12 protein-coding genes are annotated in these 14,932 nt (G+C 63.7%); 5 read left to right on the top strand and 7 right to left on the bottom strand.

Annotated elements, in window-relative coordinates; all coding sequences use genetic code 11:
* Positions 1 to 8: 8 nt before the first annotated feature.
* The gene (locus tag R2B70_RS12530) at positions 9 to 1,400 is read right to left on the bottom strand and encodes an alkaline phosphatase (RefSeq protein ID WP_318161630.1); all 1,392 of its coding nucleotides are present in this window, start codon (positions 1,398 to 1,400) and stop codon (positions 9 to 11) included.
* A 333-nt stretch (positions 1,401 to 1,733) separates the two neighbouring features.
* On the opposite strand from R2B70_RS12530, the gene ylqF reads away from it, so the two are divergent.
* Together ylqF and R2B70_RS12520 are read left to right on the top strand one after the other, a co-directional pair.
* The gene (gene ylqF / locus R2B70_RS12525) at positions 1,734 to 2,684 is read left to right on the top strand and encodes a ribosome biogenesis GTPase YlqF (RefSeq protein ID WP_318161629.1); all 951 of its coding nucleotides are present in this window, start codon (positions 1,734 to 1,736) and stop codon (positions 2,682 to 2,684) included.
* 315 nt (positions 2,685 to 2,999) lie between these two features.
* A complete protein-coding gene (locus tag R2B70_RS12520; protein ID WP_318161628.1) occupies positions 3,000 to 4,148 on the top strand; it encodes an MFS transporter in 1,149 nt (382 codons plus the stop codon).
* Between the two features lie 148 nt (positions 4,149 to 4,296).
* On the opposite strand, the gene R2B70_RS12515 is transcribed toward R2B70_RS12520, so the two are convergent.
* The 3 genes from R2B70_RS12515 to dinG form a co-directional block, all read right to left on the bottom strand.
* Complete coding sequence (locus R2B70_RS12515) at positions 4,297 to 5,193, bottom strand: histone deacetylase (protein ID WP_318161627.1); 897 nt, start codon at positions 5,191 to 5,193, stop codon at positions 4,297 to 4,299.
* 70 nt (positions 5,194 to 5,263) lie between these two features.
* Positions 5,264 to 5,923, bottom strand: a complete 660-nt coding sequence (locus R2B70_RS12510) for a DUF2057 domain-containing protein (RefSeq protein WP_042076431.1) — start codon at positions 5,921 to 5,923, stop codon at positions 5,264 to 5,266.
* A 211-nt stretch (positions 5,924 to 6,134) separates the two neighbouring features.
* Positions 6,135 to 8,207, bottom strand: coding sequence for an ATP-dependent DNA helicase DinG (dinG, locus tag R2B70_RS12505; RefSeq protein WP_318161626.1), 2,073 nt, complete (start codon positions 8,205 to 8,207; stop codon positions 6,135 to 6,137).
* Positions 8,208 to 8,594: 387 nt separating this feature from the next.
* Here dinG and R2B70_RS12500 point away from each other — a divergent pair, with 387 nt between their 5' ends.
* The 3 genes from R2B70_RS12500 (at position 8,595) to R2B70_RS12490 (ending at position 12,139) form a co-directional block, all read left to right on the top strand.
* Positions 8,595 to 9,656, top strand: a complete 1,062-nt coding sequence (locus R2B70_RS12500; RefSeq protein ID WP_318161625.1) for a porin — start codon at positions 8,595 to 8,597, stop codon at positions 9,654 to 9,656.
* Between the two features lie 206 nt (positions 9,657 to 9,862).
* Positions 9,863 to 10,804: a hypothetical protein gene (locus R2B70_RS12495; RefSeq protein ID WP_318161624.1), complete on the top strand. Its 942-nt coding sequence runs from the start codon at positions 9,863 to 9,865 to the stop codon at positions 10,802 to 10,804.
* Positions 10,805 to 10,948: 144 nt separating this feature from the next.
* Positions 10,949 to 12,139 (top strand): amino acid aminotransferase, encoded by a 1,191-nt coding sequence (locus tag R2B70_RS12490; protein ID WP_318161623.1) that lies wholly within the window; start codon positions 10,949 to 10,951, stop codon positions 12,137 to 12,139.
* A gap of 158 nt (positions 12,140 to 12,297) precedes the next feature.
* On the opposite strand, the gene R2B70_RS12485 is transcribed toward R2B70_RS12490, so the two are convergent.
* The 3 genes from R2B70_RS12485 to R2B70_RS12475 all read right to left on the bottom strand — a co-directional run bounded on the left by R2B70_RS12485 (position 12,298) and on the right by R2B70_RS12475 (position 14,928).
* Positions 12,298 to 13,806 carry a helicase HerA-like domain-containing protein gene (locus tag R2B70_RS12485; protein WP_318161622.1) on the bottom strand — a complete coding sequence of 503 codons (1,509 nt, stop codon included), beginning with the start codon at positions 13,804 to 13,806 and terminating at the stop codon, positions 12,298 to 12,300.
* 115 nt (positions 13,807 to 13,921) lie between these two features.
* Positions 13,922 to 14,416, bottom strand: a complete 495-nt coding sequence (locus R2B70_RS12480) for a DUF2062 domain-containing protein (protein WP_318161621.1) — start codon at positions 14,414 to 14,416, stop codon at positions 13,922 to 13,924.
* On the bottom strand, positions 14,410 to 14,928 hold the full coding sequence (locus tag R2B70_RS12475; RefSeq protein WP_209792941.1) for a DUF2062 domain-containing protein: 519 nt from the start codon (positions 14,926 to 14,928) through the stop codon (positions 14,410 to 14,412). Before R2B70_RS12475 ends, R2B70_RS12480 begins: the two co-directional genes overlap by 7 nt.
* Positions 14,929 to 14,932 lie beyond the last annotated feature (4 nt).

Here is a 14,932-nt window from a genome sequence, read left to right as displayed (position 1 = left end):
ATAGTCCCTTACAGCTTGGCCGCAGCCTTGATCTTGCCGAACACGGCGGTGTTGTCGAGGGAGCCGTGGAAGCTCTCCGCCCCCTGGCCGATGGCGCCGAGGAAGACGTCCGTGCCACCGTGGGTCTCGTTGCCGAGCTCGCCCACCTTGACCACTACCTCCTGGTGATAGTCGTCGGCGGAGACGGTGGCGTCGTCGAGGGCCGCCACGCTGCTGCGCGGACCGTCCACCCGGTTGTAGCCGTTGCCAAAGCCGATGATGGTGTAGGGCATGCCATCGCTGTCCTTGCTCGGCTCGCCGGTCTCGTAGTTCTTCACCAGCCCGAGCACGCCCGGATTGCCTGCCGTGGTCTTGCCGGTGCGCTTGGCATAACCATTCAGGACGAGCGTGTGGTCATGGTCGGCGGTGACCACGATCAGGGTGTTCTTGAGCTCGGGGTCTGTCTTCTTCACCTCAAGGATGGCGGCATGGATGGCGTCGTCGAAGGCGAGGGTGTCCTGCAAGGCACGCTTGGCATTGGTATCGTGCAGGGCATGGTCGATGCGTCCCCCTTCCACCATCAGGAAGTAGCCCTTCTCTTTATCCTTGAGCTGCTTGATGGCGGCCAGGGTCATCTGGGCCAGAGATGGCTCGCTGGCGGGCCTGTCCAGGTCGTATTTCATGTGGCTGGCGCCGAACAGTCCCAGCAGCGGCTTGCCCGCCTCGGCCCGGTTCAGCTCGTCCAGATTGCTGGCAAACTGGTAGCCCTTGGCCTGCATCTCGGCGATGAGGTTGCGGCCATCGGTACGCTTGCCCTTGTCGGCGGTGGGCAGGAAGAAGCCGCTGCCGCCCCCCAGCACCACGTCCAGGCCCTCTTTCAGGGCCGAGTTGTAGCCAGAACCGCCCGGCACCAGCTGGGTGGCGATGTCTGCCTCCAGATCCCGGTTGCAGATATGGGCATAGGTGGCGGCCGGGGTGGCGTGGGTCACCCGGGTGCTGGTGACCACGCCGGTACCGCGGCCGTCGGCCTTGGCCAGCTCCAGCAAGGTGGTGACCGGCTTGCCGCCACTCTGGCTGCAGTCGCTCTCCTGGGTGGCGTCGCTGTCCATGCTGATGACGCCGTTGTTGCTCTTGACCCCGGTCATGTAGGCCGCCATGGAGGGGGCCGAGTCGGTCACCTGGGCATCGTGGGAGAAGGTCTTGATGAAGGCCGTTTCCGGCAGGGTGTCGATGGTGAGGTTGCCCTCTTCCCCGACGCCGTAGATCCGGGCGGCGGTCAGGGTGTTGAGGCCCATGCCGTCCCCGAGGAAGAAGATCACGTTCCTGGCGCTGGGCTCGGGGGGGGTGCTGTCGTTGTTGGAGTTGCAGCCGGCGGCCAGGGCGGCGCCTATCATCACTGCAAGTCCTGCCATCTTTCTCATTGGGGTTCGCTCCTTGTGAAACCTGAGCGCAGCCTAGAGGTCACAGATGACACTTTTAGTGAAGCGGGATGACAATACGATGAAGCTATTATCCAAATGTTATGTTGTATCAATCACTTATTGATGAGGCGTCACCCGGTGGCGGACGAGCCCCGGGGACGGACCCGCTTGCCCATCCCCTCGGGGGAGTGCGTCCAACCGGCCAGAATGGCCTGTCAAATCGGGGCCGCAGCAGGTAAAATGCGCCCCCTTGCGATGAGTGCCCGCGGTCTGGCGCCTCACCACGCGCCTGCAGCCCGAGAGGGGACCGCCCCCTATGAGAGAGTAACGGATATGTCCATCAACTGGTTCCCCGGCCACATGCACAAGGCCCGCAAAGAGATTGCCGAGGTCATGCCCCAGGTCGATGTCATCATCGAGATGCTCGACGCCCGCATCCCCTTCTCCAGCGAGAACCCCCTGGTGCCGGAGCTGCGCGGGGATACCCCTGTGATCAAGGTGTTGAACAAGGCCGATCTCGCCGACCCCGAGATCACCGCACTCTGGGTGGCGCACATGGAGCAGGAGAAGGGGATCAAGGCATTGCCCCTGACCCAGCAGGAGCCGGAGAAGATCAAGCAACTGCTGACCCTGTGCCACGAGATGCTCCCTGAGCGCAACTTCGAGCTGCGCGGGGTGCGCGCCATGATCATGGGCATTCCCAACGTGGGCAAGTCCACCCTGATCAACACCCTGGCCGGGCGCATTATCGCCAAGACCGGCAACGAGGCGGGGGTGACCAAGTCCCAGCAGCGGATCAAGCTGGACAACCACGTCATCCTGACCGATACCCCGGGGTTCCTCTGGCCCAAGCTCAACCCGCCCTCCTGCGGCTACCGGCTGGCGATCACCGCCGCCATCAAGGACACCGTCTTCGATTACGCGGACATCGCCATGTTCGCCGCCGACTACTTCATCAAGGCCTATCCGGAGCGTATCAAGGCGCGTTACCAGCTGAGCGAGCTGCCCGAGACCGAGATCGAGCTGCTGGATCTCATCGCCCGCCAGCGCGGCTTCATGCGCAAGGGGGGGCTGGCGGATCTGCACAAGGCCTCGGAAATCCTGGTCAATGAATTCCGATCCGGCATGTTGGGGCGCATCTCCCTGGAGACCCCGGAGATGGTGAGGGTCGAAATTCTGGAGGCCGAGGCCGAGGCCGAACAGAAGGCGAAGGAGAAGGCGGAGCGGGAAGAGGAGCGCCAGGCGCGCGCCCGCCGCAAGTACGCCAAGAAGCGTCAGAGATAACCCCCTGCTGTCAGCGTACAGATGTGCAGAAGCGGGGGCCCCGGGGTCGCCGCTTCTCTTATGGGTGCGGGAGCACCCTCACGGTCAGGAGGGGGCGGACAGCGGAGTGAGGCAGCTCAATCGTCTCCCTGCCTTGAACCAGCCCTCCGGTGGATGAACGGGACAAGCCTGATGCCGGGCGGTGTTTCAGGGGAGCTGTCAGTGCAGCCCCCCTACGCGCAGCAACCCCCTGAGCGCGCCGTTTCAGACGGATTGACAACCTGGCGGGCGGTGGCATGATGCGCTCGCCTCTTGCCTCTCCTCAGGGTTTTATCCATGACCACTTACTCCCGGCCAGTGCTGCTCCTGCTCTGCGGCCTGCTGTTGTTGACCCTGGCCATCGCGGTGTTGAATACCCTGGTGCCGCTCTGGCTCGCCCATGCCCATCTGCCGACCTGGCAGGTGGGCATGGTCGGCTCCGCCTATTTCACCGGCAACCTGCTGGGGACCCTGCTGGCGGGGACGCTGATCGCCCATTGCGGGTTCAACCGCAGCTACTATCTGGCGTCCGCGATCTTCGCCGCTGGCTGCGTCGGCTTGGGGCTCACCCTGGGATTCTGGAGCTGGCTGGCATGGCGATTCGTCGCAGGGATCGGCTGCGCCATGATCTGGGTGGTGGTGGAGAGTGCGCTCATGTGCAGCGGCAACGCGCGCAACCGGGGGCGCCTGCTCGCCGCCTATATGATGGTCTATTACGTGGGCACAGTGCTCGGGCAACTTCTGGTCAGCAAGGTGCCGACGGCGCTGATGGCGGTGCTGCCCTGGGTGACCGCTCTGGTGCTGGCGGCCATCTTGCCCCTGCTGTTCACCCGCATCGTCAACGCCCCCGGCGGGCATCAGGCAACGACCCAGGTCTGGCCCATGCTGCGCCTGCGTCAGGCGCGTCTGGGGGTGAGCGGCTGCATCATCTCCGGCATCGTATTGGGGTCGCTCTACGGCTTGATGCCGCTCTATCTGAATCATAGGGGGGTGAGCGATGCCGGCATCGGCTTCTGGATGGCGGTGCTGGTGAGTGCCGGCATCCTGGGGCAGTGGCCTGCCGGTCGCCTGGCGGATCGCTTCGGGCGCATGCAGGTGCTGCGGGTACAGGTGCTGGTGGTCATCCTGGGCTCAGTGGCAATGCTCGGCAGTGCGGCCATGGGGCCGACGCTGTTCATCCTGGGGGCTGCGGGTTTTACCCTCTATCCGGTGGCCATGGCCTGGGCCTGCGAGCAGGTCGAGCAGCATCAGCTGGTGGCCATGAACCAGGCGCTGCTGCTGAGCTACACCATCGGCAGCCTGCTCGGCCCGACCCTGACAGCGCTCCTGATGCAGCACTGTTCGGATCAGCAGCTGTTCATGGTGATCGCCGGGGTCTCCCTCGTCTATCTGCTGATGCTGCTGCGCAAGATGGGCGAACACCCGACGCCGATGGCCCATGCCTGAGACGGGCCTGTCCCGTGACCAAAGAGCGGTGCCATCTGTTGGCCGCTCTTGTCCACGAAGCGCGGGCTGGCCATCACTGTTGTGCCTTATATAAGGAAGAGGCGACCCCGGGGTCGCCTCTTGCATGTCCTGGGCCGGGGGGCGCCGCTCAACCAAAGCGGCGCCGCGCCTCCTCGAACAGGGAGAGGTGCAGCGGGATCAACTGTTGCCAGTCTCGCCGGTAACCGCCTCCCGGTACGGCTGCGATGGGCAGTCCGTTGCGAACGGCATAGTCAAAGACCATGGCATCGCGCTGGCGCACGCCGGCGTCGGTCAGGGAGAGGTAGCCGAGCTCGTCGTCCCGGTGCACATCCACCCCGGCCTGATAGAGGATGAGGTCGGGGGCGTGGAGCCTCAGCGCCAGGCTCAGCGCCTGGGCCAGGGTTTCGAGGTAGGCGTCGTCCCCCATGCCGCTTGGCAGGGCGAAATCCAGGTGGGAGGCTGGCTTGTGGCGTGGGAAGTTGTGCTCCCCGTGCAATGAGAGGGTGATGATGTCGCGGCTGCCTGCGCACAGCGTCGCACTGCCATCCCCCTGATGGACGTCGAGATCGACGATCAGCACCCGCTCGCAGCGTCCCTCGTCCAGGCAGGTCCGGGCCGCGATCACCAGATCGTTGAACAGGCAGAAACCGCTGCCAAAGTCCCGATGGGCGTGGTGGTAGCCGCCGGAGATCTGCAAGCCGCAACCCTGTTCGAGGGCGTGGCGGCTGGCGGCCAGGGTTGCGCCCACCGAGCGCAGGGTGCGTTCGATCAGCAGGGGTGACCAGGGAAAGCCGAGCCGACGGATGGCGGCTTGGTCGAGGCGCCCCTGGAGGGCGGCATCCACGTAGTCGGCATCATGAACCCGTGCTATCTGATCGCGGCTCGCGGGCGGAGCCTCTGCCAGCGGATAGCCGAGGTCGCCGAGTCGTTCAAACAGCGCCTGGTATTTGGCCAGGGGAAAGCGGTGGCGCTCGGGCAGCACCAGGGCGGAGTAGTGGGGGTGATAGAAGATGCGCAGTGACATGCAGCGTCGGCCTGAACGGATATGAAAAAGGGGAGCCAGGCTCCCCTTCATGCAGGCGTGCGAGGCGCCATTACTGCTGCTGGATCACCCAGATCTGGAAGGCCTTGCGGGTCTCTGCATCGGCCTTGTTGTACCAGCTCTGCAGCTGGGTCAGGGCTTCCGGATTGCTCTGGGCCTTGCTCGGGGCCACTTCGACCGGTGCGCTGGCGGCAGCCATGACGGCGGCACTGGAGACGGCGACCGTCTTGGGCTGGTTGAAGGCCTTGCCCATCTTGATCAGCTCCTGCTGATAGTCGCGGGTCAGCTGGAAGCCGCCCACTTTCGGCATGACGAACTGCTCGGTCTCGACGGCCTGGCCGCTGACCTTGTCCTTGAGGACGACTTTTTGCTCCTTGATAAAGGCCTTGGCTTCGTCTTCGTTGCGGGGCTTCTTGTAGTCCAGCACCAGGGTCTGGTTGTCACCAGCGGTGAAGTTAATCACCAGGGGCTCGGCGGTCACCAGCTTGATCTCGCTGCGATTGGAGTAGTTGCCCTCGAAGGCCACCACCACCTGGTGCTTGCCGGCGCTGATGGGGAAGCTGCTGGTCTTGTCGAGCAGCTTGGGGTTGATGGACTCGCCATCGATGAGCTGCACCACGTAGGGATTGGTTATTTCCAGTTGGCTATCAGCCAGGGCGCTACCTGCCCACAACAGACCAGCCAGGGCCGGCACCAGAACAGTCAGTTTCATTTCATCTCCTTGAACAGTCAGGCGATTGCCCACTGAAAAATAGGGGCTCATTTTTACAGGTTTGCCCTGGAGCGGCAATAGCCGTTTATGACACCGTCCGCCGTGAGGGGGAGGGAATCCTCCGCCAGCGAGTGGGTGGGCAGCCGCTTGCTCTCTCTTGCTCTTGCCTCCCGGGATCCCGCTCGGTTCGTCGGCCTGAGAGCCCCGAACCTTACTCGATGCGCCGGGTGAAGGGGGGCAGGGCGTCCAGCAGTCCCTTGCCGTAGCGTTTGGTCAGCAGGCGGCGGTCGAGTATGGTCACCCGGCCCCGGTCCGCCTCTTTGCGGATGAGGCGGCCACAGGCCTGGATAAGCTTGCGGGAGGCTTCAGGCACCGTCAGTTGCAGGAAGGGATTGCCGCCGCGCTGCTCTATCCACTCGGCGGTCGCCTCCTCCACGGGGGAATTCGGCACCGCGAAAGGCAGCTTGGTGATCACCAGGTTGGTAAGGTAGTGGCCGGGCAGATCCAGCCCCTCGGAGAAGCTGCCAGTGCCGAACAGGATGCTGGCCTGGCCGCCGTCACACTTCTGCTTGTGCAGGGTGAGCAGGGCGCTGCGGGACGCCTCCCCCTGCACCAGCAGCGACATGCCCTTGGCCCGCAGTCCCAGCGCTACCTCGTTCATCTGCCGGTAGGAGGAGAAAAGCACCAGGCTCGCCTCCTTGCCTGCCAGCAGGCGGGGTAGGGTGTCGATCAGTTCCTGGGTGAAGGCGGGGGCGCTGGGCTCATGGACCATTTTTGGTAGATAGAGTTCGGCCTTGTGATAGTCGAAGGGGGAGCGAAGGCGCAGATAGCGGGTGCCGTCGTGTTCTTTCAGCCCTACCTGATGGCGGAAATAATTGAAGGAGGAGAGGGCGGTGAGGGTGGCCGAGACCAGCACGGCGCCAAGGCACCTGGACCAGAGCCACTCCTCCAGCAGATAGCCCACCTCGATGGGGGAGGCGTGCAGCCAGATGTCCCCATCCTCGCTCCTGACCATCCAGCGGGCGAGGGGCGTCTTGCCGGTGGGCACATGGCGGCTCAGCATCTCCCACAGCGCGCAGAAGCTCTCCAGCCGTTGCAGGTGAAAACCGCTCTCCGCCAGCAGGGGCTCGGCTTCCTTGCGACGGATTTCGCCGTCTTTCAGGGCCTCGCCGATGGCGCCCTGCATTCTGTCCAGCGCCCGCAGCGCCTTCTTGCTCGCCTCTTTCAGGTTCTCCGCCAGCATGGGCAGGGGGTCGGGCAGGACGCCGTCGGCAAACCTGTGGTGTTGCTCGCTGCCAAACAGGTGCTCGTGGCTGGAGAGCCACTGCTCTAGCGCCTTGAGATCCGGCTGCAGGGAGGCGAGGGCATCCTGCAGCTTCAGCTGGGGGTCGAGTAGGCTCTCCTTGTTCAGCGTCCTGGCCAGCTTGCCCGCGCTCTGCGCCAGTTTCTCCAGCCAGCGGCGGGATCCCTTGATGCTGGCGCTGGCGGCGCCGTGGTCGCGGGCTATGGTGGGCAGGTGGTGGGCTTCGTCCAGCACATAGATGCACTCGTCCGGCGGCGGCAGAATGATGCCGCCCCCCATGGTGAGGTCGGAGAGCAGCAGGGCATGGTTGACCACCAGCACGTCGGCGGCATCCATGTCGTTTCTTGCCCGGTGGAAGGGGCAGTGCTGGTGGTGGCTGAGCGCCTTGTTGCAGGTGTGGCGATCGGCGGCGATGGGATCCCAGCTGGTGTCCGGGATGGGTTTGGGCCAGTTGTCCCGATCGCCGTCCCACTTGCCCTCGGTATAGGCCTGCCACAGAGCCTGGTAGCACGCCTTGTCGGCATCCGACGGCTTGTGTTTGCTCAGGGCGTCAAAGTCGAGCTCGAAGTTGGCCATGTCGCTGCCCTGGGCGGCCTGTTCCAGCAGATGCTCACAGCAGTAGCGCTGGCGGCCCTTGACCAGCATGAAGCGAAACGGCAGCTCGCTGTGGCGATGGTAGAACGGCAGGTCCTTGTGGATCAGCTGCTCCTGCAGGGCGACGGTGGCGGTGGAGATCACCAGCTTCTTCTGGGTCAGTCGTGCCACCGGGATGGCGCCCTGGGCATAGGAGAGGGATTTGCCGATGCCGGTGCCCGCCTCGGCCACCAGGATGCGGCGGCTTTTGTCATATTCACCGGTGAGGGTCTTGGCGATCTCGGCCACCAGAAAATTCTGCTCCTTGCGCGGCACAAAACCGGGTAAACCATCGGCAATCTGGCGATAGGTATTGCGGATGGTGGCTTTGAGACGAGTCGATAGCATAAAGGCGGTGTAACCCTGTGGGAGGTGAATCAGCACAGGATACCCGCAAGAGGTGACTCGGGTCGAGGCATAGGGGGAAGCAGTCGTCATGGAAGGGGGGCCGCACTTATGTCATGGGGTGGATGGCACGTGCAATAAACCACCAAAAAAGCGTGATTCAGGCAGAGAGTATCGCTGTAAACGTTTTCCCTGATGGTGCAAACATTGTGAGATTCAGCTCACAATTTTTTCCCTACGACTATGGTTTTCATAAAAAGTTCCAAGTTTTTTCATTGCGGATCGGAAAACCCGGTGATAGTCTCGGCGGCATAGTGATGCAAAGAACATCGCTAACACAGGGAATAACAAGGACTTAGTGTTTAATTACAGTAGGCATTGGAAACAACTATGAAAAAGACAATTCTGGCTATTGCTATCCCGGCTCTGTTCGCTTCCGCAGCCAACGCTGCTGTCGTTTACGACAAAGATGGCACCTCCTTTGATATCTATGGCCGTGTTCAGGCTAACTACTATGTTGACGCTGACGACGCCAGCCCCATCACTGCCAGCAACGCTGGTGATGCCGAGCTGATCGGTTCCTCCCGTCTGGGCTGGTCCGGCAAAGTTGCCCTGAACAACACCTGGTCCGGTATTGCCAAGACCGAGTGGCAGGTTGCTTCCGAGAACTCCAACAACAACGACTCCGACAGCGACACCTTCAAGGCTCGTCACGTTTATGTCGGTTTCGACGGTACCCAGTACGGCAAGATCATCTTCGGCCAGACCGACACCGCGTTCTACGACGTGCTGGAGCCGACCGACATCTTCAACGAGTGGGGCGATTACGGTAACTTCTACGACGGTCGTCAAGAAGGCCAGATCATCTACTCCAACACCTACGGTGGCTTCAAGGGCAAGCTGTCCTACCAGACCAACGATGATGAGGCTGTTGCCGTATCCGATGTTGGCAGTGACACCAACGTGACTATCTTCCCCAACACCAAGCGTAAATACGGCTATGCTGCTGCTGCCGGTTACGACTTCGACTTCGGTCTGGGCCTGAACGCCGGTTACGCTTACTCCGACCTGGAAAACACTGTCACTGGCGACAGCGGTGAGAAGTCCGAGTGGGCTCTGGGCGCGCACTACGCCATCAACGGCTTCTACTTTGCCGGTGTGTACACCGAAGGCGACCTGAAGAACGACGCCACCGGTAACAAGGGTGAAGGCCGTGGCTACGAGCTGGCTGCTTCCTACAACGTAGACGCCTGGACCTTCCTGGCTGGCTACAACTTCAAGGAAGCCAAGAACAACGTCACCAACACCGGTTATGCTGACCAAGTTGACGAAACCCTGCTGGGCGTTCAGTACAACTTCACTTCCAAGCTGAAGGCGTACACCGAGTACAAGATCCAGGGGATCGACGATCTGGACGACGAGTTCACTGTTGCCCTGCAATACAACTTCTAATCCAGTCTTAATCCGGATTTAGTTGATAAACGGCCAAGCTTGCTTGGCCGTTTTGTTTTGTTTGCCTTTCACCTCCTTCGCTTCCTTTTGACGTCTGGTGCTGCGCCAGGTCACGTTGTCTTCCTTGCCCCCTTGGCTCTCTTCTCGTAAATCGCTAGATTATTCAATTTGTTGAAACAGGGCAGGCCGGCAGGGAAGGATACCTTTTGATCGATTTCACCCACCCCGAGTGGCGCGCGCTGGCGCAGCAGTTGTTGAGCGGGGCCCCCCAGGTTATCCGCGGTCGCCAGTGGCAGCCCCTTGTCGGCATGCTGAGGGACAACCAGCTGCTACTCACCCTCGGCAACCATCGCTATGAGCTGACCCCGGCCGGACGGCGCTATCTCACCCGCGAGCTGATGCTGGCGGAGATGGCGTGCGCCCCCCCGGAGCCGGAGGAGTGGCTGCAGTCCCACGGCTGGCAGCTGGGGGAGAAGGTCAACGATCGGGTGCTGGCGGCCCTCTACCGCAAGGGGGAGGCGAGTTTCAGCCCCATCGAACAGATCGACTTCGAAGACAAGGGGATCCGGTTGTGCCGCGATCTGCCGCTTCGCCTGCGCTCTGCACGCCCGTTCAGCCTCTTCTTCAGCGGCGGCACCCTGCTCGATGCCACCCCCTGGCTCCAGACCCTGGGGGAGGTGGCGCTGCCGGCCCGCACCCTGACGGGGCTTGGCAAGATCCTCTGGGGGGAGGGGGAGATCCAGCGGGTGATCAGCACGGATTGCGTCGGCGCCTTTGCCGAACTGCGCCTGCCCGCAGACGCCCTGCTGGTCTGGCATCCCGCCGAGGATCCCGGCGCCCTGCAACCCCTGATTGCCGCCTTGCCTCCCCATACGCTCTGGAGTCACCTCACCGCCCTGGATCCGACCGGCGTCGACAGGGTGCTGATGCTGGCCCAGCGGCTGGGGCGCCCGGCGAGCTGGTGGCTGCCGCGGGATCTCGTGCCCATCAAGGCGGCCTACGGTGAGCCTCTGCAGGACAGCCGCCCGTGGGAGCCGAGCCGTCTCCCTCGCCCGCTGCTGGCGCTGTGCGCCGATCTGGTGGAGTCCAACCAGGGGCTCTCGGCCGAGGTGTGCGCCCTGGCGCCCGACTGGCACGCCGTTGGCTGACGGGCTGCCAACGGCATCGAGAAAGCGGTTTTCCCCTCTGGAAGGCGGTGGTATAAAGAGTTGACGGAGCGCTCGCCAGACGGGCGCTTTTGTTTGCCAACCTACTTTGCCAGCCAACGAACTCAACGGAATACAGGGAATACCATGTTTGAAAAGGTTGTTGCCGCCCCAGCGGATCCGATCCTGGGCCTGACCGAAGCCTTCCGTGCCGACTCTCGCAGCCACAAGATCAACCTGGGGGTCGGGATCTACAAGGACGAGACCGGTGCCACTCCTATCCTTCATTGCGTCAAGAAAGCCGAACAGAAGCTCTTGACCGACGAGAAGACCAAGAACTATCTCGGTATCGAAGGCAATATCGAATACGGCCGCATCGTGCAGCAACTGCTGTTCGGCCGTGACTCGGCGCTGGTGACCAGCGGTCGCGCCAAGACGGCGCAGGCGCCGGGTGGTACCGGTGCCCTGCGCATCGCCGCCGAGTTCGTGGTGCGCAACGGCCTGGCCAAGACCGTCTGGATCTCCGATCCCACCTGGGCCAACCACGTCAGCGTGTTCCAGGCGGCCGGTCTGACCGTCAAGTGGTACAAGTACTACGATGCCGCGACCAAGGGGCTCGACTTTGCGGCCATGCAGGCGTCACTCTCCGAGGCACAGGCCGGCGATCTGGTGCTGCTGCACGGCTGCTGCCACAATCCGACCGGCATAGACCCCACCAGCGATCAGTGGCGCGCCCTGGCCGAGCAGAGCGCCGCCGCCGGCTGGCTGCCGCTGTTTGACTTCGCCTATCAGGGCTTTGCCCGCGGTATCGAGGAAGATGCCGAAGGCCTGCGCATCTTCGCCGAGTGCCACGACGAGCTGCTGGTGGCGAGCTCCTTCTCCAAGAACTTCGGCCTCTACAACGAGCGGGTCGGTGCCTTTACCCTGGTCTGCGCGACCAAGGACGTTGCCGACGTCGCCTTCACCCAGGTGAAGACCGTCATCCGTGCCAACTACTCCAACCCGCCGTCCCACGGCGCCGCCGTCGTCACCGCCGTGGTGAGCGATCCGGCCCTCTATGCCGAGTGGGTGGAAGAAGTGGCTGCCATGCGGGTGCGCATTCGCGAGATGCGCGAGCTGCTGGTGGCGAAACTGGCGGAACGCGGCGTGAGCCAGGACTTCGGTTTCATCCGCGAGCAGAACGGCATGTTCTCCTTCTCCGGCCTCTCCAAGGATCAGGTGGAGCGCCTCAAGAGCGAGTTCGCCATCTACATCGTCGGCTCCGGCCGGATCAGCGTGGCCGGGATCACCCGAGCCAACATAGATCCGCTCTGCGACGCCATTGCCAAGGTGTTGTAAAGGAGGCGAACAGGCTGCGGATTGCATCACCCGCGTCAATATATAACTCCGCTCTGCGACGCCATCGCCAGGGTGCGGTAAGCGAGCCATGGGTATCCGTTCAATAAAAAGCCCGCCGGGGAGACTCGGCGGGCTTTTTCGTTCCTGCGGTTTTTACCTCAGCGGCGACGCTTGCCGCCCCCCAGCAGGGAGCCGAGCACCCCCCGTACCAGCTGGCGCCCCACCTCGTTGCCCAGGGTGCGGGCCACGCTCTTGGCGGCGGTCTGCACCACGCCGTCGTGCTGGCCACCGCGCGGGCCGGTGCGACCGAACAGGATGCCGTTGAGGGCATCGAGCAGACCGCCTTCCCCGTTGGATGGCTGCTCGCTGCCTTGCTCGCTTGTGGGGGTCACCTTGCCCCCATTGAGCCGCTCGAAGGCGGACTCCCTATCTTCCGGCGTCTCGTAGTGGCCGTAGAGCAATGAGCCCTGGATCAGGGCTTGCCGTTCGGGGTCGCTCAGGGGGCCGATGCGGCTGGCCGGGGGGGCGATGAAGGCGCGCTCCACCACGCCGGGGCGCCCCTTCTCGTCGAGCAGGGAGACCAGGGCTTCTCCGACCCCCAGCTCGGTGATGACGCCGGCGGCATCGAAGGCCGGGTTGGCGCGCAGGGTGTTGGCGGCGATGCGTACCGCCTTCTGATCGCTCGGGGTAAAGGCGCGCAGGGCGTGCTGGACCCGGTTGCCGAGCTGCCCCAGCACGCTGTCGGGAATGTCGGCCGGGCTCTGGGTCACGAAGTAGACACCCACCCCTTTCGAGCGGATGAGCCGCACCATCAGCTCTATCTTCTCCAGCAGCGCCTTGGGCGCGTCGTTGAACAGGAGGTGCGCCTCGTCGAAGAAGAAGACCAGCACGGGTTTCTCCGGATCCCCCACCTCAGGCAACTGTTCGAACAGCTCGGAGAGCAGCCAGAGCAGGAAGCAGGCATAGAGCCGGCTGGACTGGGTCAGCTTGCTCGCGGCCAGCACGTTGATATGGCCGTGACTGGCCTCGTCGGTCTGCAGCAGGTCCTGAATGTCCAGCATGGGCTCGCCGAAGAAGTGATCGCCCCCCGCGCTCTCCAGGGTGAGCAGGTTGCGCAGGATGGCGCCGATGGAGGCGGTGGACACGTTGCCGTAGCGGGTGGTGAGGGTCTTGGCGTTGTCCCCCGCGAACTGCACCATGGCGCGCAGGTCTTTCAGATCGAGCAGCAGCAGCCCCTCGTCGTCCGCCACCTTGAACACCAGTTCCAACACGCCGCTCTGGGTGTCGTTGAGGCCGAGCAGGCGGGCGAGCAGCAGGGGCCCCATATCGGAGACGGTGGCCCGCACCGGATGGCCTTGCAGGGCAAAGAGATCCCAGAACAGGGTGGGGCTGGCGGCAAAGGCGGGGGCGGGGATGCCGAGCTGGGCCAGGCGGGCGTTCAGCTTGGGGGATGGCATGCCGGCGGCGCCCAGGCCGCTCAGATCCCCTTTCACGTCCGCCAGAAAGACGGGAACCCCGAGGCGGGAAAAGCCCTCCGCCAGCACCTGCAGGGTGACCGTCTTGCCGGTTCCGGTGGCGCCCGTGATGAGGCCGTGGCGATTGGCCATGGTGGGCAGCAGGGAGAGGGGGTGGCCATTGGCATAGGCCAGCGTGAGCGGTTCGGCCATGGGGGGCTCCTTGTCTCGCATGAGGGACGACAAACAACGGGTTACAAGGAGTGTGGTGGCAGAGCCAAATGATGGCAAGCCGCGCCCGGTGGACGCGGCGTGACGGTGGGGATCCTCAGGAGGCGCGGATCCGTCTGCCCAGTTGCAGTGTCAGCAGGGTGAGCAGGGCGCCTGTGGTGGCGGTCAATATCGCCAGCAGCAGGCTGCCCAGCAGGAAGGGGGGCACCAGGGTGGCGGCCTCGTGCTCCAGCCAGTGCAGGGACCAGGTGAGGTGAAAGGGCTCCGGCGTCTCATGCAGCACCAGGCAGCCGGTACGATAGGCATAGAGGTACATGAAGGGGAGCGTCAGCGGGTTGTTGAACCAGACCGCCAGCAGGGCCAGCGGCAGGTTGAGGCCAAACGCCAGCGCCAGGGCGACGGCCACCAGGGAGTGCATGGGCACCGGGATCCAGCTGGCGAAGAGGCCGGCCGCCACGGCGCCGCAGAGGGCCCGGGGGGTGCTCTGCCAGAGGTCGGGGGTCAGCAGGCGCTCCCCAAACAGGGCGAACCACTTCTGCTGGCGCAGGGTGTCCGGGTCCATCTTGAAGCGGGCAAACCAGCGGCTCAGCATGCGCGTACCACCTTGCGTCTGTGCCACTGACGAACGGTGCTGATGCGCCAGCAGGTGCGAATGAGGGTGTAGCCGATCAGCGAGCTCAACAGGGCGAGCACCAGGGAGCCCAGCAAGAGCGGCGGGGCCACCGTCTCGAACACCGACACCAGCCAGGCCCAGGTGAACTCGATCTCGATGTGCCGGGAGGGTTGCCCCAGCAACTGGCAGCCGGTCAGATAGGCACCATAGAACATGGGCGGCATGGTGAAGGGGTTGGAGAGCCAGACCAGGGCCACGGAGAGGGGCAGGTTGACCCGGCAGGCGATGGCGCCGCCGGCCGCCAGCAACATCTGGCAGGGGAGGGGGATCCAGGCCATGAAGAGGCCGACCGCACAGGCGCCGGCGGCGGAGCGCCGGTTGAGATGCCACAGGTTGGCATCGAGCAGCAGCCTGCCGAACAGCCGCAGGTGCTTGTGCTCCTTGAGCTTATCCTGGTCGGGTAGCCAGCGTTTTATGATTCGTTTGGGCATGTTT

Origin of the sequence: Aeromonas sp. XH, assembly GCF_033348475.1 — a bacterium.
Lineage (GTDB): Bacteria > Pseudomonadota > Gammaproteobacteria > Enterobacterales > Aeromonadaceae > Aeromonas > Aeromonas sanarellii.
This window is presented reverse-complemented; position numbering and strand designations above follow the sequence as displayed.